The organism is Sphingomonas sp. NFR15 (assembly GCF_900103265.1).
GTDB classification, from domain to species: domain Bacteria; phylum Pseudomonadota; class Alphaproteobacteria; order Sphingomonadales; family Sphingomonadaceae; genus Sphingomonas; species Sphingomonas pollutisoli.
In genome coordinates this window covers 658,638-681,632 of the sequence record NZ_FMWX01000001.1, presented here as the reverse complement: position 1 = coordinate 681,632, position 22,995 = coordinate 658,638, and the positions used below count along the sequence as shown (strand labels likewise).

General features: G+C 65.3%; 35 protein-coding genes. 26 read left to right on the top strand and 9 right to left on the bottom strand.

The window, feature by feature from the left end; all coding sequences use genetic code 11:
- Positions 1 to 10: 10 nt before the first annotated feature.
- The 8 genes from BLS81_RS03220 to BLS81_RS20305 all read right to left on the bottom strand — a co-directional run bounded on the left by BLS81_RS03220 (position 11) and on the right by BLS81_RS20305 (position 4,996).
- Entirely contained in the window at positions 11 to 925 is a 915-nt protein-coding gene (locus BLS81_RS03220; RefSeq protein WP_093220631.1) for a PD-(D/E)XK nuclease-like domain-containing protein, read from the bottom strand.
- Positions 925 to 2,112, bottom strand: a complete 1,188-nt coding sequence (locus tag BLS81_RS03215) for a coiled-coil domain-containing protein (RefSeq protein ID WP_143023289.1) — start codon at positions 2,110 to 2,112, stop codon at positions 925 to 927. The genes BLS81_RS03220 and BLS81_RS03215 overlap by 1 nt, the downstream gene beginning before the upstream one ends.
- Before the next feature lie 113 nt (positions 2,113 to 2,225).
- Complete coding sequence (locus BLS81_RS03210; RefSeq protein WP_093220626.1) at positions 2,226 to 2,507, bottom strand: hypothetical protein; 282 nt, start codon at positions 2,505 to 2,507, stop codon at positions 2,226 to 2,228.
- Positions 2,507 to 2,749 (bottom strand): hypothetical protein, encoded by a 243-nt coding sequence (locus BLS81_RS03205; RefSeq protein WP_093220624.1) that lies wholly within the window; start codon positions 2,747 to 2,749, stop codon positions 2,507 to 2,509. Before BLS81_RS03205 ends, BLS81_RS03210 begins: the two co-directional genes overlap by 1 nt.
- Positions 2,746 to 3,258, bottom strand: a complete 513-nt coding sequence (locus BLS81_RS03200; RefSeq protein WP_093220621.1) for a hypothetical protein — start codon at positions 3,256 to 3,258, stop codon at positions 2,746 to 2,748. Before BLS81_RS03200 ends, BLS81_RS03205 begins: the two co-directional genes overlap by 4 nt.
- An 83-nt stretch (positions 3,259 to 3,341) precedes the next feature.
- Positions 3,342 to 3,725: an HIRAN domain-containing protein gene (locus BLS81_RS03195; RefSeq protein ID WP_176787000.1), complete on the bottom strand. Its 384-nt coding sequence runs from the start codon at positions 3,723 to 3,725 to the stop codon at positions 3,342 to 3,344.
- A 13-nt stretch (positions 3,726 to 3,738) separates the two neighbouring features.
- Complete coding sequence (locus BLS81_RS03190) at positions 3,739 to 4,278, bottom strand: SHOCT domain-containing protein (protein WP_093220613.1); 540 nt, start codon at positions 4,276 to 4,278, stop codon at positions 3,739 to 3,741.
- Between the two features lie 19 nt (positions 4,279 to 4,297).
- The gene (locus BLS81_RS20305) at positions 4,298 to 4,996 is read right to left on the bottom strand and encodes a S24 family peptidase (protein ID WP_143023288.1); all 699 of its coding nucleotides are present in this window, start codon (positions 4,994 to 4,996) and stop codon (positions 4,298 to 4,300) included.
- Between the two features lie 94 nt (positions 4,997 to 5,090).
- On the opposite strand from BLS81_RS20305, the gene BLS81_RS03180 reads away from it, so the two are divergent.
- The gene (locus BLS81_RS03180) at positions 5,091 to 5,324 is read left to right on the top strand and encodes a hypothetical protein (RefSeq protein WP_093220607.1); all 234 of its coding nucleotides are present in this window, start codon (positions 5,091 to 5,093) and stop codon (positions 5,322 to 5,324) included.
- Between the two features lie 156 nt (positions 5,325 to 5,480).
- On the opposite strand, the gene BLS81_RS20300 is transcribed toward BLS81_RS03180, so the two are convergent.
- Positions 5,481 to 5,717 carry a hypothetical protein gene (locus BLS81_RS20300; RefSeq protein WP_143023287.1) on the bottom strand — a complete coding sequence of 79 codons (237 nt, stop codon included), beginning with the start codon at positions 5,715 to 5,717 and terminating at the stop codon, positions 5,481 to 5,483.
- A 488-nt stretch (positions 5,718 to 6,205) separates the two neighbouring features.
- Here BLS81_RS20300 and BLS81_RS03170 point away from each other — a divergent pair, with 488 nt between their 5' ends.
- The 25 genes from BLS81_RS03170 (at position 6,206) to BLS81_RS03055 (ending at position 22,991) form a co-directional block, all read left to right on the top strand.
- Positions 6,206 to 6,670, top strand: a complete 465-nt coding sequence (locus tag BLS81_RS03170; RefSeq protein WP_093220602.1) for a hypothetical protein — start codon at positions 6,206 to 6,208, stop codon at positions 6,668 to 6,670.
- A 4-nt stretch (positions 6,671 to 6,674) separates the two neighbouring features.
- A complete protein-coding gene (locus BLS81_RS03165; protein WP_093220599.1) occupies positions 6,675 to 7,247 on the top strand; it encodes an MT-A70 family methyltransferase in 573 nt (190 codons plus the stop codon).
- A complete protein-coding gene (locus tag BLS81_RS03160; protein WP_093220597.1) occupies positions 7,244 to 7,441 on the top strand; it encodes a hypothetical protein in 198 nt (65 codons plus the stop codon). The genes BLS81_RS03165 and BLS81_RS03160 overlap by 4 nt, the downstream gene beginning before the upstream one ends.
- 154 nt (positions 7,442 to 7,595) lie before the next feature.
- Positions 7,596 to 8,069, top strand: coding sequence for a hypothetical protein (locus BLS81_RS03155; RefSeq protein ID WP_143023286.1), 474 nt, complete (start codon positions 7,596 to 7,598; stop codon positions 8,067 to 8,069).
- A gap of 22 nt (positions 8,070 to 8,091) precedes the next feature.
- Positions 8,092 to 8,646 (top strand): hypothetical protein, encoded by a 555-nt coding sequence (locus tag BLS81_RS03150; protein WP_176786999.1) that lies wholly within the window; start codon positions 8,092 to 8,094, stop codon positions 8,644 to 8,646.
- Positions 8,647 to 8,682: 36 nt separating this feature from the next.
- On the top strand, positions 8,683 to 9,750 hold the full coding sequence (locus BLS81_RS03145; protein WP_143023284.1) for a DUF1376 domain-containing protein: 1,068 nt from the start codon (positions 8,683 to 8,685) through the stop codon (positions 9,748 to 9,750).
- Positions 9,710 to 10,051 (top strand): hypothetical protein, encoded by a 342-nt coding sequence (locus BLS81_RS03140; protein WP_143023283.1) that lies wholly within the window; start codon positions 9,710 to 9,712, stop codon positions 10,049 to 10,051. The genes BLS81_RS03145 and BLS81_RS03140 overlap by 41 nt, the downstream gene beginning before the upstream one ends.
- Positions 10,048 to 10,242: a hypothetical protein gene (locus BLS81_RS03135; RefSeq protein ID WP_093220584.1), complete on the top strand. Its 195-nt coding sequence runs from the start codon at positions 10,048 to 10,050 to the stop codon at positions 10,240 to 10,242. Before BLS81_RS03140 ends, BLS81_RS03135 begins: the two co-directional genes overlap by 4 nt.
- On the top strand, positions 10,242 to 10,928 hold the full coding sequence (locus tag BLS81_RS03130; protein ID WP_143023282.1) for a hypothetical protein: 687 nt from the start codon (positions 10,242 to 10,244) through the stop codon (positions 10,926 to 10,928). The genes BLS81_RS03135 and BLS81_RS03130 overlap by 1 nt, the downstream gene beginning before the upstream one ends.
- A gap of 133 nt (positions 10,929 to 11,061) precedes the next feature.
- A complete protein-coding gene (locus BLS81_RS03125; protein ID WP_093220580.1) occupies positions 11,062 to 11,724 on the top strand; it encodes a hypothetical protein in 663 nt (220 codons plus the stop codon).
- Complete coding sequence (locus tag BLS81_RS03120) at positions 11,711 to 13,825, top strand: terminase gpA endonuclease subunit (protein ID WP_093220577.1); 2,115 nt, start codon at positions 11,711 to 11,713, stop codon at positions 13,823 to 13,825. The genes BLS81_RS03125 and BLS81_RS03120 overlap by 14 nt, the downstream gene beginning before the upstream one ends.
- A complete protein-coding gene (gene gpW, locus BLS81_RS03115; protein WP_093220575.1) occupies positions 13,825 to 14,070 on the top strand; it encodes a gpW family head-tail joining protein in 246 nt (81 codons plus the stop codon). The genes BLS81_RS03120 and gpW overlap by 1 nt, the downstream gene beginning before the upstream one ends.
- Complete coding sequence (locus BLS81_RS03110; RefSeq protein WP_093220572.1) at positions 14,067 to 15,734, top strand: phage portal protein; 1,668 nt, start codon at positions 14,067 to 14,069, stop codon at positions 15,732 to 15,734. Before gpW ends, BLS81_RS03110 begins: the two co-directional genes overlap by 4 nt.
- A complete protein-coding gene (locus tag BLS81_RS03105; protein WP_093220570.1) occupies positions 15,731 to 16,627 on the top strand; it encodes a S49 family peptidase in 897 nt (298 codons plus the stop codon). The genes BLS81_RS03110 and BLS81_RS03105 overlap by 4 nt, the downstream gene beginning before the upstream one ends.
- 23 nt (positions 16,628 to 16,650) lie before the next feature.
- Positions 16,651 to 17,223, top strand: coding sequence for a hypothetical protein (locus BLS81_RS03100; RefSeq protein ID WP_093220567.1), 573 nt, complete (start codon positions 16,651 to 16,653; stop codon positions 17,221 to 17,223).
- 15 nt (positions 17,224 to 17,238) lie between these two features.
- The gene (locus BLS81_RS03095; RefSeq protein ID WP_093220564.1) at positions 17,239 to 17,631 is read left to right on the top strand and encodes a head decoration protein; all 393 of its coding nucleotides are present in this window, start codon (positions 17,239 to 17,241) and stop codon (positions 17,629 to 17,631) included.
- Between the two features lie 31 nt (positions 17,632 to 17,662).
- Positions 17,663 to 18,679, top strand: a complete 1,017-nt coding sequence (locus BLS81_RS03090) for a major capsid protein (RefSeq protein ID WP_093220562.1) — start codon at positions 17,663 to 17,665, stop codon at positions 18,677 to 18,679.
- Positions 18,680 to 18,721: 42 nt separating this feature from the next.
- Entirely contained in the window at positions 18,722 to 19,045 is a 324-nt protein-coding gene (locus BLS81_RS03085) for a hypothetical protein (RefSeq protein WP_143023280.1), read from the top strand.
- Entirely contained in the window at positions 19,045 to 19,374 is a 330-nt protein-coding gene (locus tag BLS81_RS03080) for a head-tail joining protein (RefSeq protein WP_093220557.1), read from the top strand. Before BLS81_RS03085 ends, BLS81_RS03080 begins: the two co-directional genes overlap by 1 nt.
- Positions 19,374 to 19,835, top strand: a complete 462-nt coding sequence (locus BLS81_RS03075; RefSeq protein ID WP_093220553.1) for a hypothetical protein — start codon at positions 19,374 to 19,376, stop codon at positions 19,833 to 19,835. The genes BLS81_RS03080 and BLS81_RS03075 overlap by 1 nt, the downstream gene beginning before the upstream one ends.
- A gap of 22 nt (positions 19,836 to 19,857) precedes the next feature.
- The gene (locus BLS81_RS20645; protein WP_093220550.1) at positions 19,858 to 20,097 is read left to right on the top strand and encodes a hypothetical protein; all 240 of its coding nucleotides are present in this window, start codon (positions 19,858 to 19,860) and stop codon (positions 20,095 to 20,097) included.
- A 41-nt stretch (positions 20,098 to 20,138) separates the two neighbouring features.
- Entirely contained in the window at positions 20,139 to 21,335 is a 1,197-nt protein-coding gene (locus BLS81_RS03065) for a hypothetical protein (protein WP_143023279.1), read from the top strand.
- Between the two features lie 26 nt (positions 21,336 to 21,361).
- Positions 21,362 to 22,123 carry a hypothetical protein gene (locus tag BLS81_RS03060; RefSeq protein ID WP_093220545.1) on the top strand — a complete coding sequence of 254 codons (762 nt, stop codon included), beginning with the start codon at positions 21,362 to 21,364 and terminating at the stop codon, positions 22,121 to 22,123.
- 32 nt (positions 22,124 to 22,155) lie between these two features.
- Positions 22,156 to 22,293 carry a hypothetical protein gene (locus BLS81_RS20640; RefSeq protein ID WP_176786998.1) on the top strand — a complete coding sequence of 46 codons (138 nt, stop codon included), beginning with the start codon at positions 22,156 to 22,158 and terminating at the stop codon, positions 22,291 to 22,293.
- Positions 22,293 to 22,991, top strand: a complete 699-nt coding sequence (locus BLS81_RS03055; RefSeq protein ID WP_093220541.1) for a hypothetical protein — start codon at positions 22,293 to 22,295, stop codon at positions 22,989 to 22,991. Before BLS81_RS20640 ends, BLS81_RS03055 begins: the two co-directional genes overlap by 1 nt.
- Positions 22,992 to 22,995 lie beyond the last annotated feature (4 nt).

Here is a 22,995-nt window from a genome sequence, read left to right as displayed (position 1 = left end):
CGTCGTCCTTTCAGTCGTAGGAAAGTTCGCCGCGCTCGATCATCTTCGCGATGATGGTGCGCTGGAACGCGGCCATGTGGAGGGCGCGGATCGGTCGTCCGGGCGGGTTGTACCCGTGCCAGTCGCCGGACGCGGTGCAGGCAGCGAACAGGTCGATTGCCTTGCGGTTGAGCATCCGCGCCTGCTCGAGATCGTCGTCGTCGAGGTGGTCGATGACGACGCAGTAGGGCGGGGATTTCTCGATCGTGATCAGCACGAAGCGGCGGCGCGCTTCGCCGAACACGAGATTGATCACGTCGATGTAATGGGCGGCCGACTGGAAATAGCCGTTGCGGGTGGCGGACGATTCGTACGCCTCGAGCGAGGCGTCCTCGGCCGTCTTGACGTCAGGGATGATCTCCATGACGGTCGGCAGCACGTCCGGGCGCGCGCGAAGCCACACGCCCGTTTTTGGGTCGCGCGCGGCCAGGGTCATCTCGGGCTCGCCGGCGGTGAGCAGTGCGCCAGCCAGTTCGTGCTTGGAGACAGACTCCGCCATCGCCTGCACCAGGCGGAACTCGCCGACGGAGAGGATGGTCTGCCCGGCGGCGATCGCCGCGCGGTAGCCGTCCATGCTGTCCGACCATTTGTTCGTGTGGCGCGGGTCGAAGCCGTCTGGCGTCAGATGGTAATTGGCCGGAACCGCGCCGCCGATCAGCAGGACGTCATGCAGCGCGCGACCGACGCGGAAGTGGCGCTTGTCGCGGCGGTGGACCCGGCGCGGATTGTTGGGCGACTGCGCCCAGAAATGCGCCGGGCTCTTGGACGTGATCAGCTTGAGCCCCGAACTGCTGATCGAGGGACCGTCGCAGATCTCCTGCGCGTGGTAGCGTTCGCCGTCGATGCCCGGATAGGCACCCGGCTTCGTGATCAGCTGCCCGGACATCAGTAGGCGATCCGGACGTGCGGCACCGTGCCAGCGGCGATTGCCAGCACGATGTTGTGAGCGACCTGATCCTTGACCCCGAGGGACACGATAGCCGCCTGCGCCTCGCCGTTGACCGCCGACCGGTGCGCAATGTCGCGCTCGCGTGCCGCTTGTTCCTCGGCAGCCTGCCGCTGCTCGGCGGCGATGCGCTGCTCTTCGTCGCGGCGCGCCTGCTCGCGGGCGGCGGCGGCTTCACGCTCGGCCTGTGCCTCGCGCTCTGCCTTCGCGATGCGCGCTTCGGACTCGGCGCGTTCGGCGGCGCGCTCCCGCTCCACGCGGTCACGTTCGGCTTGGCGCTCGCGCTCGGCGGCGGCCTCGCGATCGCGCGCTTCCTGCTCGATCCGCTCGCGTTCGCGACGCGATGCTTCCTCGATATCGCGCTGGCGCTGCTCCTCGGCGCGCTGAGCCGTTGCCTGCCGTTCGCGTTCAATCTCTTCCTGCCGGCGCTGCTCGGCCGCGCGGCGTTCCTCTTCGCGTGCCCGCTCGGCCTCGGCGGCGAGACGCTGCGCTTCGGCCTCGCGCAGCCGCTGTAATTCTGCGCGGTCGGCTTCCTCTTTCTCAAGCCGGCCAACGGCGATTTCGAGGTTGGCGAGCGTCGCCTCGCGCACGGCGAGCGCCTGCTCCGCGAACTCCTGATAGACCGCCTCGTCGATTTCCGTCGCGGTGACGGCTGCGATGCGCGCGCGGATCTGCTCGCTCGTATCGGCCAGCTGCACGACGCCATCGCGCGCGAGGCGGGCGATCGTCGCCTCGCAGGTAGCGACACGCTTTTTCTCGGTCTCTTCCCAAGCGTTCAGCGGCGCGCGCACCTGGTCGCGCAGCTCGTCGAGCTTGGTGGTGATCTTCTTGCGAGCCGCGTTCACGGTCGAGGTCTGCTTGCGCCAGCCTTCCGTCAGCGCCAGACCGGCTTTGTCGATGGCCGTCTTCGTCTGCGACACCTTGTAGGCCATCGCCGCGATTGCGTCCCGACCGCGCTTGGTGCTGACGTCGGCCTGTAAGCCGTCCGTCTCTTCCTTCATGCGCTGGTAGAACTGGTCGAACTTCGCCTCATCGGTGAGCACTGCGACCGGGTTGGTCGTTGCCTCCTGGATGATGTCTTGGGTGGCGGGCTCTTCTGCCCGAGATACGACGGCGGTCTCTGCCATGATGGCGTCTCCTGTTTGAAAAGGGGTGGGTGCCGCTCAGGCGGGCACGGCCATGACGAGGGCGATGGTGGCGCCGAGCAGCCAGCCCATCAGCAACAGCTGGATCGCGCGCTTCATGAGGGTATCCCCGCCCGATCGACCTCGGCGGCGGCGGCGATAAGCCAGCGCGCCACGTCGCGCGCACTCTCGGCGCTCAGTCCGAGGAAGAGCCCGACCGCGAACGCCGGGTGCGCGATGCAGATTTCGGTCGCGGTGAGGTCCGCGCTCGGCCGCACGACGATCGATGCGGCGTGGAGGAATGGAAACTCGCGGCCGAAACATTCTGCGGTGACGACCGGATTTGCTACCGGAGCGCCGGCGTTGATGACCTCCATCCCGGACCGGAAGCGTTCCATCACGCCACCCCGCCGCAGAACGCGTCGACGAAGGTCAGCGTGTGGAAGTCGTAGATCCCGGCGACCGCCTCCGCGTCATCAGCGTGCGCGCGGCCGAACGCCTCGAGCATGTCGCTCGCCTCGCTCAGGTCATCGTGCGTGCTGATCTCGGTAGCGCCGTTCGTGCGGTTCAGTTGGTAGCGTCGACGGTGCGACACATACGCGAGGGGTTGCCACGTCTCGATCGAAGCGATCGCGCTCATGCGGCGGCGCTTTCGATCGCTGGCACCTCGTCGCGCGGTGACGGCGCGAGATAGACGCCGAGATAAACGTCGCCCTCCTCGAGCTGGCCCTCGAGGTAATGGCTCCCGCTCGTGCAGGCGATGTAGAAGCCGTTCTCGTCCTTTCGGACATAGTGGCGCGTGCCCGGCTTGATGCAGGGAAAGCCTTCATCGACGATGACGCGGGTGCCCTCGACCACCGTGCCGACGGTCGCCTTCTCGTACTTCGACGGGTCGAACTCCGCGGCGGCGCGGCGCCAGGAGCGGGTGCGATTGCCGCGGGCTATCGCTGCGGACCGGATCTTGCTGCGACCGGCCTCGACCTCTTTAAGCCGGCGCAATTCCGTCAGCAGCGTGTCGCGTTGCTGCGTCATGAAGACGGAGAACAGCTGCTCGCCGCGGCGAAGGCGATGCTCGTGCCACCACAGCCCGGCGAAGGCTATGGAAGGGGCGGACGCTGCGGCCAGGCCAGCCGCGAGAAAGAGTTGCATTGCAAGGCTCCCATCGGGTTCGATGGGCCTTGTGTGCATTCATTGCACAATTACGTCAACGCCTAATGTGCATCATATGCACTTTATTCGTCCGGCCACTCCTCGTCTGGCCAGAATTCAACCTCGCTAGGCGGCTGCGGCGGCGCCATTCGTAGCCCTGTGAGGTCAGGATCGTCGCCATCAAATGCGAGCCGAATCACTGCCCCGTAGCTGGTCTGATGCTGGAAGACGGTGCGAATCTCGCGCCCGCTGCGGATCATGCCGCCGATCCACGGCGCTCGTTCAGCACTCAGGTAGCCCATTTGCATCCCAGCGCTATTGTAAACTGCGACGGCGTACTCGTCTTTTGGATTCTTGGGCTCCGGTCGAAGTTCAACGAGATCGCCTGGACGACATAGTTCAACAGCGAATAGTCGAGTCGGACCTCGCTTGTTCGGGTGCTGTGCACCCACCACATTGAGAGACATAGCGCGCATAGTTTTAGGGGCGCGCCAGGAGCTTCGCTTTTTCTGCGTCAAACTCTGCCTGGGTCAATACCCCCTTGGACTTCAGGTCAGCAAGCTTGCCTAATTCATCCGCTTTAGACGATGGGATGACAGTGCTTGGCGATGTCTCAAGTTCCGGCTGCAACGGCACCGGCTTTCCCTGATCGCACGTCGATACGTACTCGTCAGCGAAATCGGCCTGAACACCTCCGTTTGCGTCGACTAAAATAAAGAAGGGGCGCGCGCCAGCGTAGCCGCCCATGGTGTTCTTCGCGTTCGCGGAACCACAAGCAATCCAGCCATATGTACGAGCGGTGAGGGGAGGCTTTAAATAGCCCCACTGAAATCCGGAAGAATAGGAGATCTGCGCTGAATCGGGGTCGACCAAAACGCTCTTGAACTTCCGCTCGCCTTCCCGTCGCACGTCGATCCATTTGGGACGCGTGGTGGGCTCCGGCGGGGGTGCTTTGCGTTCCCCTATGGCAGGAGCGCAAACAAAGAATGCAGCTGCCGCGAAAACGAGCTTCAGGTTCATCTCGTCTCCCCCCAAAATATTAATGTCTGCGGATCGATCCTACCACGCGACCAACGATAATGATGTCCTCGGCATCCACTTCGCGGTTCGGCACGTCGGGATTGTCACTGATCACCTCGATCCGACCTTGCCCAACGACTTGGAGGCGCTTCACAGCTCCCACACCGAAAAGGGAGATCGCCCATATTCTGTCTTGCAAATTGAGCGTTCTCTGACCGAGATCTAGGACGAGATCCTCGCTGTCGTGGATCGTGGGGAACATGGAATCGCCGACGCCATTTACGATCCGGATCAACTCCGGCGATGAGGGTGTTAGCCGCCGCAAAAAGCTGACATCGAGTTGGACGATCTCTCCGTCGATGTAATCTTGGTCGATGTCGGTGCCGGGTCCCATCGCATAAGATAGGTCCATTCGCATAACACCAACAGTTTCTCCCGCTCCAATCGAACGAGTGGGCTGGTGATCAGAAATTGCAGCTGGAAGCCTTGCGGCCGACTCGGCCGGAGGTTGTGCAGCCGAGATCCCGAAGCGATAAAGAACCTCGTCTCGGTTGACCTTTAGTAGGGCTGCCACAGCGTCTGCCCGGCGCGCGTTTAGCTCGACCTTCCCGTTCGCAATCTTGTTAGCAACCGACCGTTCAACACCCATTGCCGGCGCCAAATCAGCGTCGGTTATGCTGAGTTCGCGCTTGCGCGCTTTGAGCCAGTCAACGTCCATGTGCGCGTCATGCACAGAGCGCCATCCGGTGTCGTGCGCATATTCTGCACATTTCGTACTTGACCTGTGTGCATCGCTTGCACAATACGAGCGCATGAGCACTTCCCTCGACGCCTATCTGAAGCGCCACGCGATCAACGACGCGGATTTCGCGCCGCTGATTGGACGTGATCGCTCGATGGTCAGCAAGCTTCGCCGCAACAGGGTACGCCCGTCGCTGGATCTGGCACACGCCATCGAGAAGGCGACGAACGGCGAGGTGCTGATCCAGTCTTGGCTGGAATCCCCCATAGGAGGCGAAACGCCGGCCGAGGCGGCTGCGGCATGAGCGCGCTCACAGATGCGCAGGCTGCCGAAGTGCGTGGGATCGTCGCGGAGATGATCGCCAGCGCGCTTAACGGCAGCGATGCCGCAGTTCGCGATCATGTGCGTCACGCGGTCGCGGAAGCACTCGCGGCTAAGTGTATCGCCGATATTGAATCGATCAAGGAGCAGGGGGCCGACTGGCGAAGGGCAATTGCTGCTCAAGTGCGAGCAACGTGCTCTCGGAATCAACATCCCCGAGCGCCTCAATGTGCTTGCGCGCGACTGCGAGGAGAGCGTGCAGATGATTGATCGCGTCATCGGAGAGCAGGCCTTGGTCTGCCAAATCATGCGCAATTCGGGCGGTCGCGCTCGCTGTAAACCAAGCAATTGCGTGGATAGATCGAACGTCAGCCATTTTTCGTCTCCTCTTGTTGCATGCACACTGGTCCTGAGCGGAGCCGCTGCATGAGCGCCCTTACCCCCGAGCAGGAGGACGCGGTTCGGCGGTTGGTGCGCTCCGGGCATGGCGATAGCTATGACCTGCAAAACCTTGGCATTGTACGATCCAGCCTGACCGCTACGCAGCGAGCTGAGGTTCGAGCGCTGGCGGCCGATGTCGTCGCCGCAATGCTTGGGCAAATTGCTCGCGGCCCGGCAGGGGCGGCGCGTAGCATAGCCATGTGCGCCGTTGACGAATACGCCGCCGCAGCTGCGAGCGCGGAGGCACTTTCCGGTGACTAGCGCAGCTTTGGGGCCCAGAAGCGCGCTGGGCGCGAACCTAGCGATGTGCGACGTGTTCGATGCGCTGCCGACGGACCCTAATGGCCTCCGTCTGGATCTGCGGCGCTCGAACCTCCCTGTGAACCCCTTGGGGCGTGCATGTCATGCCGGGGCCGTTACGGTATGAGCGCGTCGGATTTCCACCGCAGACGGCGGTCGTTTTCGGGAACGAAGGCGCTTGAGACGCTAGGCGCGAGCATCGCGGCCATCAAAAAGCAGGACGATCTGTCCTGGAACGACGTCGGCTTGGTGCTCGGCAAGCAGCGCGAGACCGCCGCCGGCTACGCATCGGGCGAGGGGGACATGGGTCTCATCTCGTTCCTGCTCGGCACGCGCGAGTGGAACGGCCAGTTTGCCAACGCTGTGATGGCGCTGATCGACATGAAGATCGTGCCGCTGGACGCTTGCCACCTGCCGGCGGCCGAAGCGGTGCTCGTCATCATGCGCGCCCTCGTAGCGTTGCAGGAAGCGACCTCGGCCGGCGGAGAACTCTCCGACGACGCTCTTCGCGCGAACCGCGACGCGATCGAGGCGGCGGCTCAGGTGTTCGACGGATACCGCGAACGCCTCGCGCGGACGGCGGGGTAGGGCGATGGCCGAGACCTGGCCCTTCGGCTCCCTCCGCATGTTCGGTTACGGCGCCATCATCGCCGATCCGCCTTGGTATTTCCGCAACTTCTCTGCGGAAGGCGAGGCCAAGAACCCGGTCGCGCACTATCCATGCATGGAGACCGCCGCGATTGCCGCGCTGCCGGTCGGACACCTCGCTGCGCCGGACTGCGCGCTGTTCATGTGGGCGACCGCGCCGATGCTGCCGGACGCCATCGAGTTGCTGCGCGCATGGGGCTTCACGTTCAAGTCGGCCGGCGCTTGGGCGAAGCGGTCCAGCACCGACACCGCATGGGCGTTCGGCACCGGCTACTGCTTCCGCTCGGCGGCCGAGTTCTATCTGCTCGGCACGATCGGCAAGCCTGCCGTGCGCTCGCGCTCGGTCCGCAACCTGATCGTCGCGCCGACGCGTGAGCACAGCCGCAAGCCCGAGAACCTCCACGACGATGTCGAGGCACTCTACGCCGGGCCTTACGCCGAGCTGTTCGCGCGCGAGCAGCGGACCGGCTGGGATGCTTGGGGCAACCAGACCGAGCACTTCGGGGAAGCCGCATGACGCCCGAGGAGCGCCGCCGCCAGATAGCCGAGACGATCGGCACCGCCGCTGAGGACTTTACCCCGGCGGCGCTGCACGCGCTCGCCAATGGTGCGATCATGGACCCCAACCGGCTTTTCCTGCCGGCGGGCAGGTTCTCGCCGGAGGAAACGCGCGCTCGCGAGCTGCGCATCCTCCGCGGTGAAGCCGGATGATCGCTTTCAAGAACGCCGCGCCCGTCGGGGGCGCGAAAGAGGGGGGATGGGTTTCCATGACACCCCGTTGCCGGTGCGTCTCGGTGGCCCCCCTGAGCCCCATACCGAGTCCGGTCCAATCCCTCCCCCCGACGCCCTCACAAGGAGAATGACGATGGCACGAATGGCAAGGTCCGCCGCCCCGATCAGTGGGGAGGTTGCAAAGCCGGACTTCGACCTCGCGGTGAAGCTGTACCGCGAGGACATTAAGCCTGCGCAGTCGCGGGTCGGCGAGTTCGCGCAGGAGCAGTCGACCGCCTACAAGGCGATCAAGAAGCGGGCGAACATCCAGCCCGCCGCCGCGCGCACCGCCTTCCGCATCTTCGAGATGGAGGAGTCGAAGCGCGACGATTACCTCCGCTCGCTCAACGGCCTGTTCAAGGCGCTCGGCGTGGCGATGCCGCACGATCTGCTCGACGTGGCGGCGGGCCAGCAGCGGGAGGAGATCATCCCGACGCAGCCGAAGCGCTCGAAGCCCAAGCTGGTGACGATCCCTCCGCACCCCGCCGATGACAGCGATCTCGCGGGCGAAGAGCCGACCACCGCGAACGACGTGGGCGCAGCGCCCGACGCCGAAGCGGCGGAGTAACCGTCCGGTGCGAATTCTCGCAATGGACTTGTCGATGCGCTCGGCGGGTTGGGCCACATGGTCCCCCGCCGACGCTGGCCCCGCGTCCGGCGTCTGGGTGCTCGGGAGCGAGTTCACTTCGTTGGGCGGCACGTTCGGCAAGCTGCACCAGTGCATGTCCGAGATCCACATGCTCGGCACGATCGACGCGGTGTTCTACGAAACGCCGCTCAATCTCGGACCCGGCGCGGGCATAACCAACCAGCGCACTATAGACGTGCTGCACGGCCTCGCGATGCACGCCGAGAGCTGGGGCGATGCGATGGAATGTCGCATCGTGCGCGCGGTCAATCAGTCGTCCTGGCGGCGGCACTTTCTCGGCGGCATCAAGCGTCCGCGAGACCCGCTCACCGGCAAGCAGATCAAGGTCGACCTCAAGGGGCTGGCGATGGATCGCTGCGGCGAGTTCGGTTGGAAGCCGGCCAAGCACGATCAGGCCGAGGCGCTCGGCATCCTTGATTACGCGGCGGACGCGCTCGGCTTCACACCACCTTGGCGAAGTGCCGTCCCGCTCGTGCGGCAGTTCGGCAGCCGCTGATGAACAGCATCGATACCGGTGCGGAAAGGCGATCCGGTGAGTAACCTCAGGATGCCGTTGACGCCGCCAGATTGCGATCTGCGCGACTTCCAGCGGATGATGATCGACATATCTCGTCTGAGGCAGTCCAGCTTCGACGCGGTGATCGACGACAGCGCGTGGCGCGCCGGCGTGAATCTCTGGTTCTCCGCCTGGCACGCGATCCCCGCTGGTTCGCTCGAGAACGAAGACGGCGCGCTCGCGAAGGCGGCGGGGCTCGGTCGCGACGTGAAAACGTGGCGGAAGGTCAAGAAGGACGCGTTGCGCGGCTTCGTCGAATGCGAAGACGGACGCCTGTATCACGAGACCGTTTGCGAGTTCGCGCTCGAGGCGTGGATCGAGAAGCTCGTGCAGCGCATCTCGAGCGGTGCCGGCAACGCGAAGCGGTGGAAGTCGACCTTCGATGCGACGCCGATCGAAGCCATGCTGTCGGACGCCGCAGACCGCCTCGCGGCGATCGCCCCCGACTCCAAATCGCTCGCGAAAGCACGACGTCGGGAGTCCCGAACGGATGCAGCGTCGATCCCACCGGGACGCGCAGATGATCCCACCGGGACGACTACAGCATCCCACCGGGATCACGAAACCATCCCACCGGGATCGCTAGAGACAGGGACAGGGACAGGGATAATAGGGGTTATCACCCCTATTCCCGCGCAGCGCGCGCAGGACGTGTTCCCGAAGCCCGACTTCGCGACCGATCAGGTCTGGCGTGACTTCCTCGCCAACCGAAAGCGCAAGAAGCTGGCGAACACCGCGACCGCGCACACCAAGCTGCTGCGCGACCTCGATCGCCTCTCAAGCCCTGAGTGGCCGCCAAGCCGACTGCTCGAACATGCCGCAGCCAAGGGCTGGGGCGGTATCTACGATCCCAACGGAGACGACCAGCATGGAGCCCGTCAGTTCACTAGCCAGCCGAGCGCTGGCGACCTTCGAGGACACCGCCCCGACCCAGCGCTCGATCTCGTTCGACGAGCCCGTGCAGCCGAGGGTCCACCCGACTACAGCCCGCCTGATTGGCGAGATGGGCCTGCGCTACCGTCCTTCGGTTCAGGCCGACCTTGAGGCGCACGCAGAGACGATGCGGCTGCTCATTCTCGACGTCGCCGACATACCGCCCGCGCTGCTTGAGCGCGCGTGCCGCAAGTGGGTGCGCGCCAGCCGCTTCATGCCCAAGGCGAGCGAGTTGATCGACCTGTGCCGCGAGATTCACTCTCAGGAAGCAGCCGGCGGGATCGATCAGCTGCAACGCCATTGCGATGATCTGAACGCGCGCGAGCACGGTGGGCGCGTCTGGTTCATCACGGGAGAGGCGCCGAACCGCCGCATCGAGGTGCGGCAGCGGCAGGAAGGGGCGGCGGCATGAGCCAGTCCAGCCTCGCACCGTTCGCGCGCCTTCATCACCAGCCCGATCCGGCAGCGGCGAAACGCGCAGCGCGGGAGGCATGGCACCAACATGGGCTGATCCTGATCAACCCGACCTGGCTGCAAAATTGGACGGATCAGAAACAGGCTGAGATTTTGGCCGAGAAACTCTTTGGGAAGCGGGGAAAGTAATGAACGACCGGGACGAGCTAGATCCGCTCGCAAGGATTCGCGCGGCGCGCGAGCGCGAGCAGTTGCGAGTGCGCGGTATCATCAACCGCGACCTGATGGATCGCGAGACCGATCAACGCCGGCGTGCAGCGCGGATCGAGGTAGCACATGGGCGCTTCGTCAACTTGCAGGAGTCGCGCGACACGCTGCCGGAGGAGCAACTCGCCCGCGACCAGTTCGACCCCTACGAGACTGAGAAGGTCGAAGGGACGGTGCGCGAGCCGATAATCACAGTCAGGCGTGTCGACCGGGTCACGAAGTTGTTTCGTGCCGGCGTCCTCGACATCGAGGAGTTCGCCTGTTGTGGTTGGTATCGGGGACAGTGGGAACGATCTGGGCTCGACCCGCTAGTGGCGAGCACGTTTTATCCCAAGTTCGGCGACGGACCTAAAACGTTCGGCCATCTTGCGAAGACGGCCACCGAGGCTGAGGCGCGAGACGAATTTCGATGGTCACGCCGCTTTGTGCCAGACGATGTGATCAGTCTCTTCGATCAAGTTGTTCTCCATGATTTCTCTGTCAGGGAAGCATCTAGGCTCGCAAAATGCAGATATACCAACGGTTCGGCAGCATTTAGGAGAGGTTTGTTGGGGTTGATGGTGTATGTCGCACCGATAATTCGTTCGATGCCCCAAAGAAGATCTTGACCCGGAACCCAAATACGGGCAGATCGGCCTTGGCGAATTACGCCCGCCACAGAAGCTCGCAAGTTTTCTTGCGGGCTTTTTTGTTGCCCGGAAGGGTTGGCGTTTAACAACTCTACGGGATCAGGAGCATGACATGCCGAGGGTAGCGGTCAGCCCGGCCGACTACCTCGATTCGCTCTTGAAATCGCGTGAGGCAGCGACGGCTGGCGAAATGGTCAACGCAGCGGCGATGGCCCGCGCAACCGGCGCCACCTGGCGGATTGTCGAGCGCTGGATCGCGAACGATGCGGCGTTCCCGGTGAAGCAACGCGGGCGCGTCGGCGAGGCGTGGCAGTTCGATCTCGTCGACGTGCTCGATTACCTGATCAAGCAAGCTCGATTCCTGAAAGCAGGGAAAGAGGCGCGGAAGGCGGAGATTGCCCGCTTGGCCGGGTTCGGCGGGGCAGAGGGCGCCGCCCCTTCGTCCGACGTCGCCGCTGGACCCGGCGCCGCTGCCGATCGCGCCTCGGACGCTCGGGGCATGAAGGCGCTCGCCGAGGCGCAGATGACGACGCACCGCCTCAAGCAGTTGCAGGGCGAGTATGTCCGCGCCGATCAGGTTGCCGCGCTGTTCGCGCATGTGATGGCGACGATGCAGGCGGAGACGCTCGCAGTCGCGGAGCGGCTCGACGTGGCGGGCCAATGGCCGGCCGAGTTGCGCGCGGACGTGCAAGGCGAGCTGCGCACGGTACTGATCACGGTGCGCGATCGGGTCGACGCGTCGCTCGCACGATGGGGGATCGGTGGACGCGCTTGAAGAGGTGGGGCGGGACCTGGACCGTCTCTCCCGCGACGAGTTCTGCGCCGACCCGGTGACGATGGCGCGCGAAGCGCTGCAACTGCTGACGCCGCCGGAGGACATTTCGACGACCGACTGCGCGGCGCGCTATCGGTACATTCCCCATGCCGAGGGGACGGGCGCTTCGCTCTGGAACCCGGATCTGACGCCCTACATGCTGGGGCCGCAAGAGGCGGGGGACGATCCGGCGACGAACCTGATCATCGTGCCCAAGCCGGGCCGCGTCGGTGGAACGATCGGTGCGGAGAATATCCTGTTCAAGCGGCTCAAATTCGGGCCGGTGCCGGATGTGCTGTGGTATCTCGGCTCGGATAGCGAGCGCGACAGCTACATCGACCGCACGGTCACGAAGATCTTCGAGCTTCACCCTGACATCCAGGCGAAGGTCGGCAAGGGGCGCAGCGACGACAAGCGCACGTTCAAGCGCATCGCCGGCCGCATCCTTGAATATTTGCAGATCAACGCCCGCACCATCACGGGGCGCACCGGCGGGCTTATCGTGGTGGACGAGGTGGATTCGGCCCGGCCGAAGCTGCGCAACTCCATGATCGACCAGATGCTGATCCGCGGCACGACGGTCGGCACCCGGTTCAAGGGCTACGTGTGCAGCCACATGGATGCGGGCTGGACCTCCGGGGTCGCGGCGGCATGGAAGGAGTCGAGCCGGGGGATTTGGTACTGGCCCTGTCCGGACTGCGGCGGCTTCTCGAGCCCTTGCCCGACCGCGCCGAAGGGTTGGCGCACCACGCTCTTCTACGTGAGGCTGACCGGCGTGAGCGATGACGAGATGTTCGATCACGTCGCGAAGACGGCCGGGCTCAGCTGTCCGCACTGCGGCAGCATCATCGACAACGAGGCCAAGCGCGCCATGAACGCCGCTGGCAAATGGGTGCATGAAGGCCAGTCGATCGATGTGAACGGCAACGTCACCGGTGAGCCACGCTCGCGGAAGGTGATGGGGTTCTGGATACACGGCGCGATGTCGCCGTGGGTGTCTTGGGCCGATCTCGCGCGGCGGTACATCAGCGCGCTCGTCACATACGAGCGCACGAAGCGACCGGAGCGGCTCCGCGAGGTCTCGGCGAAGGTTCTGGGCGAGATCTACGAGGGGGCGGACGGCGTGGCGCAGGCGCTGGACGCGGGCAAGCTCGAGGAGCGGGCGAAGGACGCCGACGGGTTCAAGGTCGGGACCGTGCCGAGCCAGGCCCTGTTCGTGACTGCCGCCGTCGATCCGGGTGGGTCCAAGTTCGACGTTGGCTTCTGGGGCTGGGATCTCGAGGGCAGGTCCTGGTTGATCGATCGCGTCACCTTGAAGCAGCGCCGTTGGCCCGACGGGGTGCTGCGCGATCTGAGGCCAGCCGAGCGTATCGACGACTGGAACGTGTTGCGCACGGAGGTTCTCGACCGGCTGGTGCCGCTCGCGGACGACCCGGATCTCGCGCTGCCGGTCGCGGCCATGACGATCGACACAGGCGACGGCCACGTCACATGGAAAGCCCGCGAGTTCGCGCGGCGCATGTCGCGGGCCGGCTACTCTTGGGGCAAGGCGCAGCGTTGGGAGCGCGTCCGGCTGATTAAGGGCTCGAAGTCGCCGGCCGCGCCGGAACTTCCGCCGAAAGGCCGCGAGGTCAGCGTCGATGAGATGGGCAAATCGGTGCTGCCGGTTGTGCTCGAGTTCGATCTCGGCGTGCACAAGCTCAAGACGCTCTCGGTGGAGCGCGTAGCAACGACCGATGGCGGGCCGGGCCAGTGCTACTTCGCGCGCGGCCTGCCCAAATCGACCTTCGCCGAGTTCTCAGGCGAGGTGCTGATCGACGATGTCTGGGAGCGTCGCGGCCCGAACGAGACGCTGGATCTGTTCGGCTACGCCGAGGCGGCGCGGTTAATGCTGCGCCCCGACCGCGCCGACATCGACTGGATCGCGAAGCGCCCCGTTTGGGCGAAGCCGGTCAGAATATCCGTCGACGAGATCGGCCAGCCTGCGCCGGCTGCCGTGCCCGTCACCACACGCGCGCCAACCGCTCGAGAGCGAATGGCGGCACTCAACAGGAGGAAATGATGCCGACACGGGAGCAGCTCGTTGCCGACCGCGCCGCGCTCGTCAGCGCGCGCACGTCTCTTCTGACCGGGCAACAGGTCAAGGAATACCAGCGGGACGGCCGCCGCGTGGTGTACGCGACGATGACGCCCGATGACATCAAGGGCGCGATCGCGGAAGTCGACGATCAGATCGAGGCGCTGGATCGCGCAGCCGGCAGCGGCCGTCCGCGCTTCCGCGCGCTGAGCGTGAGGTTCGGTCGATGACGCCATCGGTGGCGACCGGCGGCACCTCCGCCGGCACAATCACCGCGACGGTCGGGGCGCCGAAGCAGCGTGCCTATTCGCTGGGTTTGACGTCGCCGGCTTATGTGGCCGGCGGGCACAGCCAGGAGCTATCGGGCTTCAATCCGCGTCTGCGCTCGCCCGACAACGAGGTGATGCAGTCGCGCGACAGGATCGTAGCGCGATCGCGCGACATCGATCGCAACAACGCGCTGATCAACGGCGGCATCGACCGCCGCGTTGACGCGGTCGTCGGTTCCAACATCTGGCTCAAGCTCAAGCCGGACTTCGCCGCGATGGGGCTTTCGGCGGAGTGGGCCGACGAGTGGGCAACGAAGGTGGAGGCGCTGTTCCGGGTCTGGGGCAAATCGTCGCGGTTCGTGTGCGACGTCGAGCGCCACCACCATTTCGGCGGCCTCGTGCAACTGGCATATCGCCACTACGTCGTTGACGGCTCAGCCTGCGCCGCGATGTATATGCTCGACCGTGGCAGCCCGTTCCAGACGTCGGTGCTGGTGGTCGACCCGGACCGGCTGTCGAACAAGGATGGCGCGCCGGACAGCGCGACGTTGCGCGGCGGCGTCGAGTTGGACCAGTGGGGCGCCGAGGTCGCATACCACGTCCGCAACAGCCACCCGGACGATGCCCCCGGCGATTACAAGTCGCTGGCGTGGACGCGCATCCCGCGCGAGACGGCGACCGGGCGCCCGCTCTTCGTGCGAGCCATTGCCAAGCGACGGGCGCACCAGCATCATTCGATTGGACGGCTCGCCTCCGCGATCTCGCGGATCACGCAGCAGGGGCTCGCCGATAAAACCGAGTTGCAGGCGCAGATCACCAACGCGATCTTCGGCCTGTACGCGCGGACCAAGCGCAGCTCGGATGATATGGCGGCATCGATGTCGCCCGTCGACGACGGCATCGACGAGAGCACCGACGCGCACCGCGCCGATTTCTACGAGCAGGCCGACCTCACCTTCAACGGGGTGCGTGTCGCGGTCGTGCCCGACGGCGACAGCATCGAGACGCTCACATCCGAACGCGCCTCGAGCAACTACGTCACCTTCCAGAACTACATCCTGCGCGCGATCGCGAGCGCGCTCGGCCTCTCGTATGAGCAGCTGTCCAACGACTGGTCCGGCATCAATTACTCGAGCGCGCGGACCCTTCTCAACGAGATCTGGCGCGGCCTACTTGCCGACCGCCACCTGTTCACGCAGATGTTCTGCACGCCGATCTTTGCTGCCTGGCTCGAGGAGGCAGTCGCCCGCGACCTGGTGGAGATCCCCGGCGGCAAGACGATGTTCTACGTTTGGCGCGACGCGCTGACACAGTGCGAGTGGATCGGGCCGGGCCGCGGCATCATCGACCGGAAGAAGGAAGCCGACGGCTCGGCGGTCGACCGTGAAGGCGGTGTCTCCAACCTCGAGATCGACTGCGCCGAGCAGGGTCGCGATTGGCGTGACGTCCTTTGGCAGCAGAAGCGCGAGCTGGAAGAGCGCCGCAAGTACGGCCTGCCCATCTCGAGCAACCCGTCCACCGTCGGGACGGGGAACGCCGGCGGCGGCAACGATACCAACGCCGGCGGTGGGATGGACGATCAGGACGCGATCGATGCGCGGCAGTCGGCAGGAGCGGACGCATGACGAAACTTGCCCATGTGGCGCAGCAGCTCTTCAACGTCCCGGTGATGATCGATCCGCGCAAGGCGGAGGTGATCGTCGCGGCGCTGCGCGAGCGGCTCGGCATCGGGTCGTTCGAGCGGCTCGACGGCAGCGTCATGGACGCGGTTGACATGCAGGCGGCCATGAGCTCTGGCGAGGCACGGCGCTCCTACGAGGACTGGAAGCCTTACCCTATGGCTGATGGCGTCGCCGTCATCGAGATCTCGGGCACGCTGGTCCACAAGTACGGCTATCTCGATCCAATCTCGGGCATGACCGGCTACGACGGTATCGCGCGCAAGCTGCGCGCCGCGATGGCGGACGATGACGTTCGGGCGATCTGGCTCGACGTCGATTCGCCGGGCGGCGCGACGGCCGGCTGCTTCGCGCTGGCCGCCGAAATCGCGCAGTGCACGAAGAGCGAGGGCGGCAAGCCGATCTGGGCTTACGTCAATGAGCAGGCGACCAGCGCCGCCTATGCCCTGTCCTGCGTTTGCGACAAGGTGTTTGGCCCTGAGGATGCCATCGTCGGCTCGATCGGCTGCTTCGTGATGCACGTCGATCTGACGGCCGCGCTCGAAAAGGGCGGGGTAAAGGTGACGATCGTCCGCGCGGGCGACCGCAAGGCCCGAACGATGCCGTACGAGAACCTCGATCAGAAGGCGGCCGAGAAGCTGCAAATCTGGTGTGACGACACGCGGACGCGCTTCAACAAGCTTGTCGCAACCGGCCGCGCGATCTCGATCCAGTCGGTCGATGCGACGGAGGCCGATTGGTTCGACGCGCGCGATGGCCTCCGCCTGGGGCTCATGGACGGCATCATGTCCGAGCCGGAAGCCTGGGCAAAGCTGCAACGCTCGCTCGCGCGAGCCTGACCCTACCGACCAAGGAGACTGTGATGAACACCAACTCGCGTTTCGCGGGAGTGTCCCGTGCTGCCCGCGCTCTGCTCGGCGGCTCGGCGCTCCACGCGCTCGACACGACGACCGGCGCGGTGCCGCCGGTGCAGGCGGCGGAAGACCCCACCGGCGATCCCGCCGATCCTCCGGCGCCGCCGGCGGAAGACGAAGAGGACGAGGCGGGCGTCACGCCGCCGGCTCCCGCGCCGGAGGAGGAGCAGCAGCCCGAACAAGCCGCCGCTGATCCCGCGCCCCCCGCGCCGGCACTGAGCGCGGAGGCGCAGATCCGAGCCGATGAGCGCGCTCGGGTCGCGACCGTGTTCGCATGCGAGCACTGTACCGGCCGCGAGCGCCAGGCCGCCGATATGCTTCAGACCTCGATGAGCACCGACGAGATCACCGGCCTGCTCGCGAAGTCGCCCAAGGGTTCGGCCGCCGCCGATCCGATGCTCGCCGCGCTGGTGAGCACGCAGAACCCGCAGCTCGGCGCGGGTGCCGAGACGCCCGCCGCCGATAGCAAGTCGGCGGACGCGATCTGGGACCGCGTTCGCCCCCAGCACAGCAAGCGCTGACAAGGAGAAGCCGTCATGCCGTCCATGAACTCTTACGATTTCCGCCGTCCCGGCTGCTACCTCGGCGAGAGCGCAGCCCCGAACATCATCAACGAGGAGATCATCGTCGCGAGCGGCGCCGGTGTCCTCTACCCCGGCCAGATCCTCGGCAAGATCACCGCGTCGGGCAAGTACGTCGCCCATGATGTCGCCCTCAATAACGGTGCGCAGGTCGCCGCGGCGATCCTGTTTCACAAGACGGACGCCACCAACGCGGACGCCGTCACCGTTGCCACCGTCAACGGCCCGGCGACGATCAACGGCAACGACCTGATCGCCAAGGCAGGCATCGCCGCCGCCGACCTTCTCGCTGCCCTCAACGCCCTGCGCGCCAAGGGCATGAAGGTTCTTCCCCAGCACGCGTCCTGACGACGCCATTCGCGCAAAGGAGCGCTACGCCATGATCACCTTCGACGTTTTCAACGACCCGACTTTCAGCGTCACTTCGATGCTCAAGGCGATCGACAAGATCCCGTATGTGCCGACCGGCCTGGACACCTTGATCGGATTCGAGCCCGAGCCGGTCGCGACCGACACGATCCAGATCGAGTTTCGGGCTGGTCAGCTCAACCTCATCAACACCAGCCTCCGTGGCGCGCCGATCGAGATGGGCACTGAGCCGGCCAAGTCGATCCGCCAGTTCAAGCTCCCGCGCGTGGCGAAGGGCGACCAGATCTACGCGCACCAGATCGCCAACCTGCGGCCGTACGACGGCGAGGGCGACGTCGAGACGCTGGCGAAAGTGCTCGCTCGCAAGCAGGATCAGCTGATCGTTGATCTCGAAGGCACCGAGGAGCTGCACCGGCTCGGCGCGCTCAACGGTGTGGTCAAGAACCCCAACGGTTCGATCATCATCGACCTCTATGCCGAGTTCGGTATTTCGCAGCCGACCGTGATCGACCTAGATCTCGACAACGCGAATCCGCTCCCCGGCAAGCTGCGTCGCGACATCGACGAGCTGATCGTGACACCGATCGAGCAAGCCAGCCTTGCGGGCAACGCGCCGGCCTTCGCGATCCGGGCCCTTTGCAGCGCCGGCTTCTTCAATCGGCTGGTGACGCACCCCGACGTCGAGAAGACGTACCTCAACTGGACTGCGGCGGCAGATCTGCGCGGGATGCAGCGGTACGAGATCTTCCATTTCGCGGGCGTCGACTGGATCCGCTATCGCGGCAACACCCAGATCGGCATCACCGCCAGCCAGTGCAAGATCTTCCCGACCGGCGTGCCGGGCATGTTCAAGCACGTCATGGGTCCGAACAACGAGCAGTTCGAGACCATGCACCAGATGGGCCGCCGCTATTACCCGCTGCTCGTGCGCGACACCCAGCGCGACCAGTGGGTCCAGCCCGAGATCTATTCCTATCCGGGTTTCCTCAACATGCGGCCGGACCTCGTCCTGCTCGCTCAGGTCTAAGGAGAAGGTACTATGGCCAAGCACAAGTTCCTGCGTCAGCGGGTGTTCCACGACGGCACGAGCATGATCGTGGCGAAAGCCGGCATGATCAAGGAGGTGCCGGACGCCTTGATCAATGACTTCGTGATCGACGGGTCGATCGAGAAGCCGAAGGGATGGAAGCATCCCGACGGCCTCGACGATGACGACGATGACGAGAGCGAGACCAATGGCGCGTTCTCGATGGCGCATCAGGGGTTCGGGAAATATGCCATCACCGGCCCCGGCCTTGATCAGCCCGAGATCGTCCAGGGTAAGGAAGCGGCCGAAAAGCGCGTCGCTGACCTCGCCGCCGCCGCCAGCGCCGACGCGCCGCCCGCCGCCTGATGACCACGCTCCGCGACGCCACGCTCGCCCTTGAGCGTGGCGTCAACGACGCCTTGGGCGACGAGATCACCTATACGTTCGCCGATGGTTCATCGGTGACGTTCAACGCGTGGGTCGAGTTCGACACCACGATCGTCAATCCGGGCAACTCCGCCGCCGCAGCCGATGCCGTCCGGGTCGAAGTCCCGATGGACCTCGTTGCCGATCCGGTGGCGGGCGACCGGATCACCGTCGCCCTGCTGCCGGGCAAGGTCTGGGCCATGAAGGGCCGTGATCGCGGCTCGACCGGCGCGACTTGGGTGCTGCCGCTCAAGAAGGCGGGCGCCTGATGGCAGGCGATCCCGCAATCGTGAAGGTGACGGAAGCCGCCACCGCTCTCTTCCGAGAAGGGATGGGCATCAACGTGTTCGTCGATCGCTCGGAGGATGATCCGATCCGCGAGGAGGAGCGCCCCGCGATGGCGATACGCTGCGTGCAGATCGAGTTCACGCCCGCGATGGGGCAGGGCGAGATGCTGCACGAATGCACCTTTGACTTCGACTTTTACGAGGAAGATCTGACGTTCGGCGGCATCTCCGCCAACCTGTCTCGCATGATCGCGCGCGGCAACGCGCTGGTCGCGGCTGATCGAACCTTGGGTGGCATGTTGCAGCAGTTCGAACTGCGCACCGCCACCGCCGAGCTGGACGCGACGCCGGATCTCGGTTGCGCGATCCTCACCGCCGAAATCTCGTTCCTCACGCCGCGTGATGATTTCACGACGATCCTCGGCGCGAGCGGCATCTTCTAAACCCGCAAGCAAGGACATCATCATGACCGACACGACGACGGAGATCCCGGCGGCGGTTGCCCCCGCTTTCCCGGCTGCATCGATCGACTTCAACCGCGTTCACAAGAACGCCTCCAACGGTGCCACGGGCGAGGATCTGCTCACCGGGGCGATCGTCGCGTCGCCCGCGCCGGCGGCCGAGACGACCGCGGCCAGCGGCGAGGGGGACGGCGCGAAGAAGCCCTCCGGTGGCAAGTCCACCGCCAAAACCGACGCTGCTTGATCAGCGTCTGACAACCGCCTCAACCGAAAGGAACCCTCCCGATGGGCGATCTCTCTCTCGCTTCGGTGCTCGCGCTCAAGGTCGAGCCGACGCCGGGCGTATTTGCCGCTCCCAACAACACGACCGACCTGATCACGTGCGCCGAACTCAAGGGCAATATTCAGGGCATCACCGCCGACATCAAGGAGTTCACCGGTACCAAGCACCGGCCGGGCCCGAAGGTGCTGGGCAAGACGTTCGAGGTCTCCGGTCGCATCCTGCTGCGCGGGCCGGGCGGCACGACCCCGCCCGCCGCCGACGTGCTGGTTATCGGACGGCTGTTGCGCGCCGCCTGCTTCGCCGAATCGATCGTCTCGGTTGCGATCCCGGCGGCGCCGGAACCGGTTGCCGCCGGTGGCACCACATCGAGCGTCGTGCTCGGCGCGACTGCCGCTGCCACCATCGATCTCTACAAGGGCAAGATGGTCCAGCTCTCGCACCTCGGCGCGGGCAAGAAGGGCCTGAGCATGGTTCGCGCGAACGACGCGAGCAAGCTCGCTGTTCTACCGGAAACCTCGGACACCGCGATCACGGACGGCAACTGGCAGCTGATCAAGCAGATCGCCTATATGTTCTCGCCCGGCGACGGCCCTTCGTTGTCGGCCTCGGTCTGGCTCGGATCGCGGCGTGTCGACGGCGTCGGGCTGGCGATCTCCGCCTTCAAGATCAACCTGCCGACCTCGAGCAAGAACTCGCAGGACGTGCCCTCGATCGAGTTCACGCTCACCGGTGACGTCCAGGGCGCCTATGACGATCAGGCGCCGATGCCGCCCGTGGGACTGGCTGTGCCGCCCTTCCGTGACGGCAAGCTGTGGATCGCGAACAAGCAGCTGGGCGGCTCGAGCGTGACGATCGACTTCACCGCGCAGGTGGCCGCGCCGCCAAACCCGAACCGACCGACCGGCAGCGAGGCATCGCAGACGACCGAGACCACGCGAACGGTCGACATGACGCTGAACCAAACCACGCTCGCGAACTTCGACGATATCGGGATGGCGGACGAGCAGGGGTATTATCCGCTCTACGCGATGTGGGGCCTCGCCAGCGGCAACTGCTTCGGCGTGCTCGTGAGCGATATGCGGTTCAACTACCGCTCGCCTGACAACAGCGGCGACTTCGTCACCAACACCGGTCAGGCGTTCGTCGATGGCGCCGACCGCACGATCAATCTCGTGTTCGGCTTCCCGCCGACCTTCTGATCACCAACCGGAAAGGGGCACCTTCCATGAGCGTACCTGCATCGGGGTCGGAGATCTCGGACTTCTTCCCGCCGTCGTTCGGCAATCTCGAACCTCGGCCCACCTTCCGCTTTCGACCCGCGTCGCCGAGGTCGCAGCGGATCTATGCGCAGCGGCTCAAGCGCGCCGGCCTGCGCTTCTACTCGGACGTCGACGTTCAGGCGGAGGCGATCCGCGCCATGCGGGCGCTGTGGATCGGCAATGATGACCAGCTGCGCGCGAACGAGGCACGGCTCACCAATTATTGGGAGACCGTAAAGCAGGCCGCGACCGACAGCACCATCGCTATCGATCTGGCGGAGGCGGAGGAGATTGCCACTGCGCTTCAACGGCTCTCCGACAACTGGCCGATGCTGCGATCGATGGACGCCGACAATTGGCTGTTCAACCAGGAGGCGCCGAAGATCGCGCTCGGGCTGTTCCTGTGCGGCTGGTCCGGCGTCGAGACACCGTTCCGGCTCGAGGACGGCGAGGTGCCGATGGCGACGCTCGACGCGCTCGAGGCGGAGGTCGACCGAATCGAGAAGAAGGCGATCGCGGACAAGGTCGAAGGGGTGATCGGCGTCGGCTTCACGCAGTTGCAGGTTCACGCGCTCGGCCTGCTCGACCTCGAGGTGGACACGGAAAAAAACTCGCCCTCGCCGTCGTCGCAGTCCGTCACCCCGGATGGCTCGACGACGGATGGATCGGAGACGACGGGCGGGACCGAACCATCGGAGACTTCACCTTCACAGCCGGCGATGGACTGAAGGTAGATGCCGAGGCGCGCGATCTCGTCATCATGTGGCTCAGGTGCCGTGACGTTCACGGCACCATCGCTTGGCCGGACGGCGCGCCGTATCTCGATCAGCCGGTACGCCTCATCACAGCGTTCGACATCATCGCCCGTGAGTGGGCGCGCTACGACAAGAAGCGCTGATGCGCTGGAAGGTTGAACCACAGCGCGGCGCCTCGCCGGGACCGTACCGCCGAGATCTCGGCGGCCGGCTCGCGCGGGCCGCCGCGCGCGCGACGGACAGAGCCGCCTTCGGCGCGCGCGATGATATTCGACAGGAGATGCGTAGCCAGCGGCTCGGCAATCTGGCGAATGCGATCGGCGCGACGTCGGATCTCAAGAAGGGTAAGGTTCCGAGCGGCCTGGGCCGGGGGTTCGACGTTGCCGGCTTCGTTTACGCCCGGATAAAGTCATCCCGTACCGCCGGCGCGCTGCGCGCGTATGTTGATCAGGATACGACGGACATTGCGCCCGTCCGCGGGAAGTACCTCTGGATCGCTACGAGTGAGATCCCCCGCAAGGCAGGGCGCCGCCGGATGACGCCAGAACTCTATCGAGCGACCGGACTCGAGAATAGCATCGGGCCGCTCGTTTTCATCAAGGGCCGGCATTTCGGCGAAGCGTTCTATGTCGTGAAGGACACGACCATCCAGCTCGCCCGCTCCGGCAAGGCACGACGACTGCCCAAGCGGGGCAAGGTCGGCGCGGGACGGGCGAGGGTCGGCATCGTGGCATTCGTCGGCATCCGACGCACCCGGCGGCAACGCCGCGTCAATCCGCGTCAGATCGCGGCGGCTCGGCAGCGCGCGATGGCGCAGCTGCTCGGAAAAGAACTGAACTGATCAT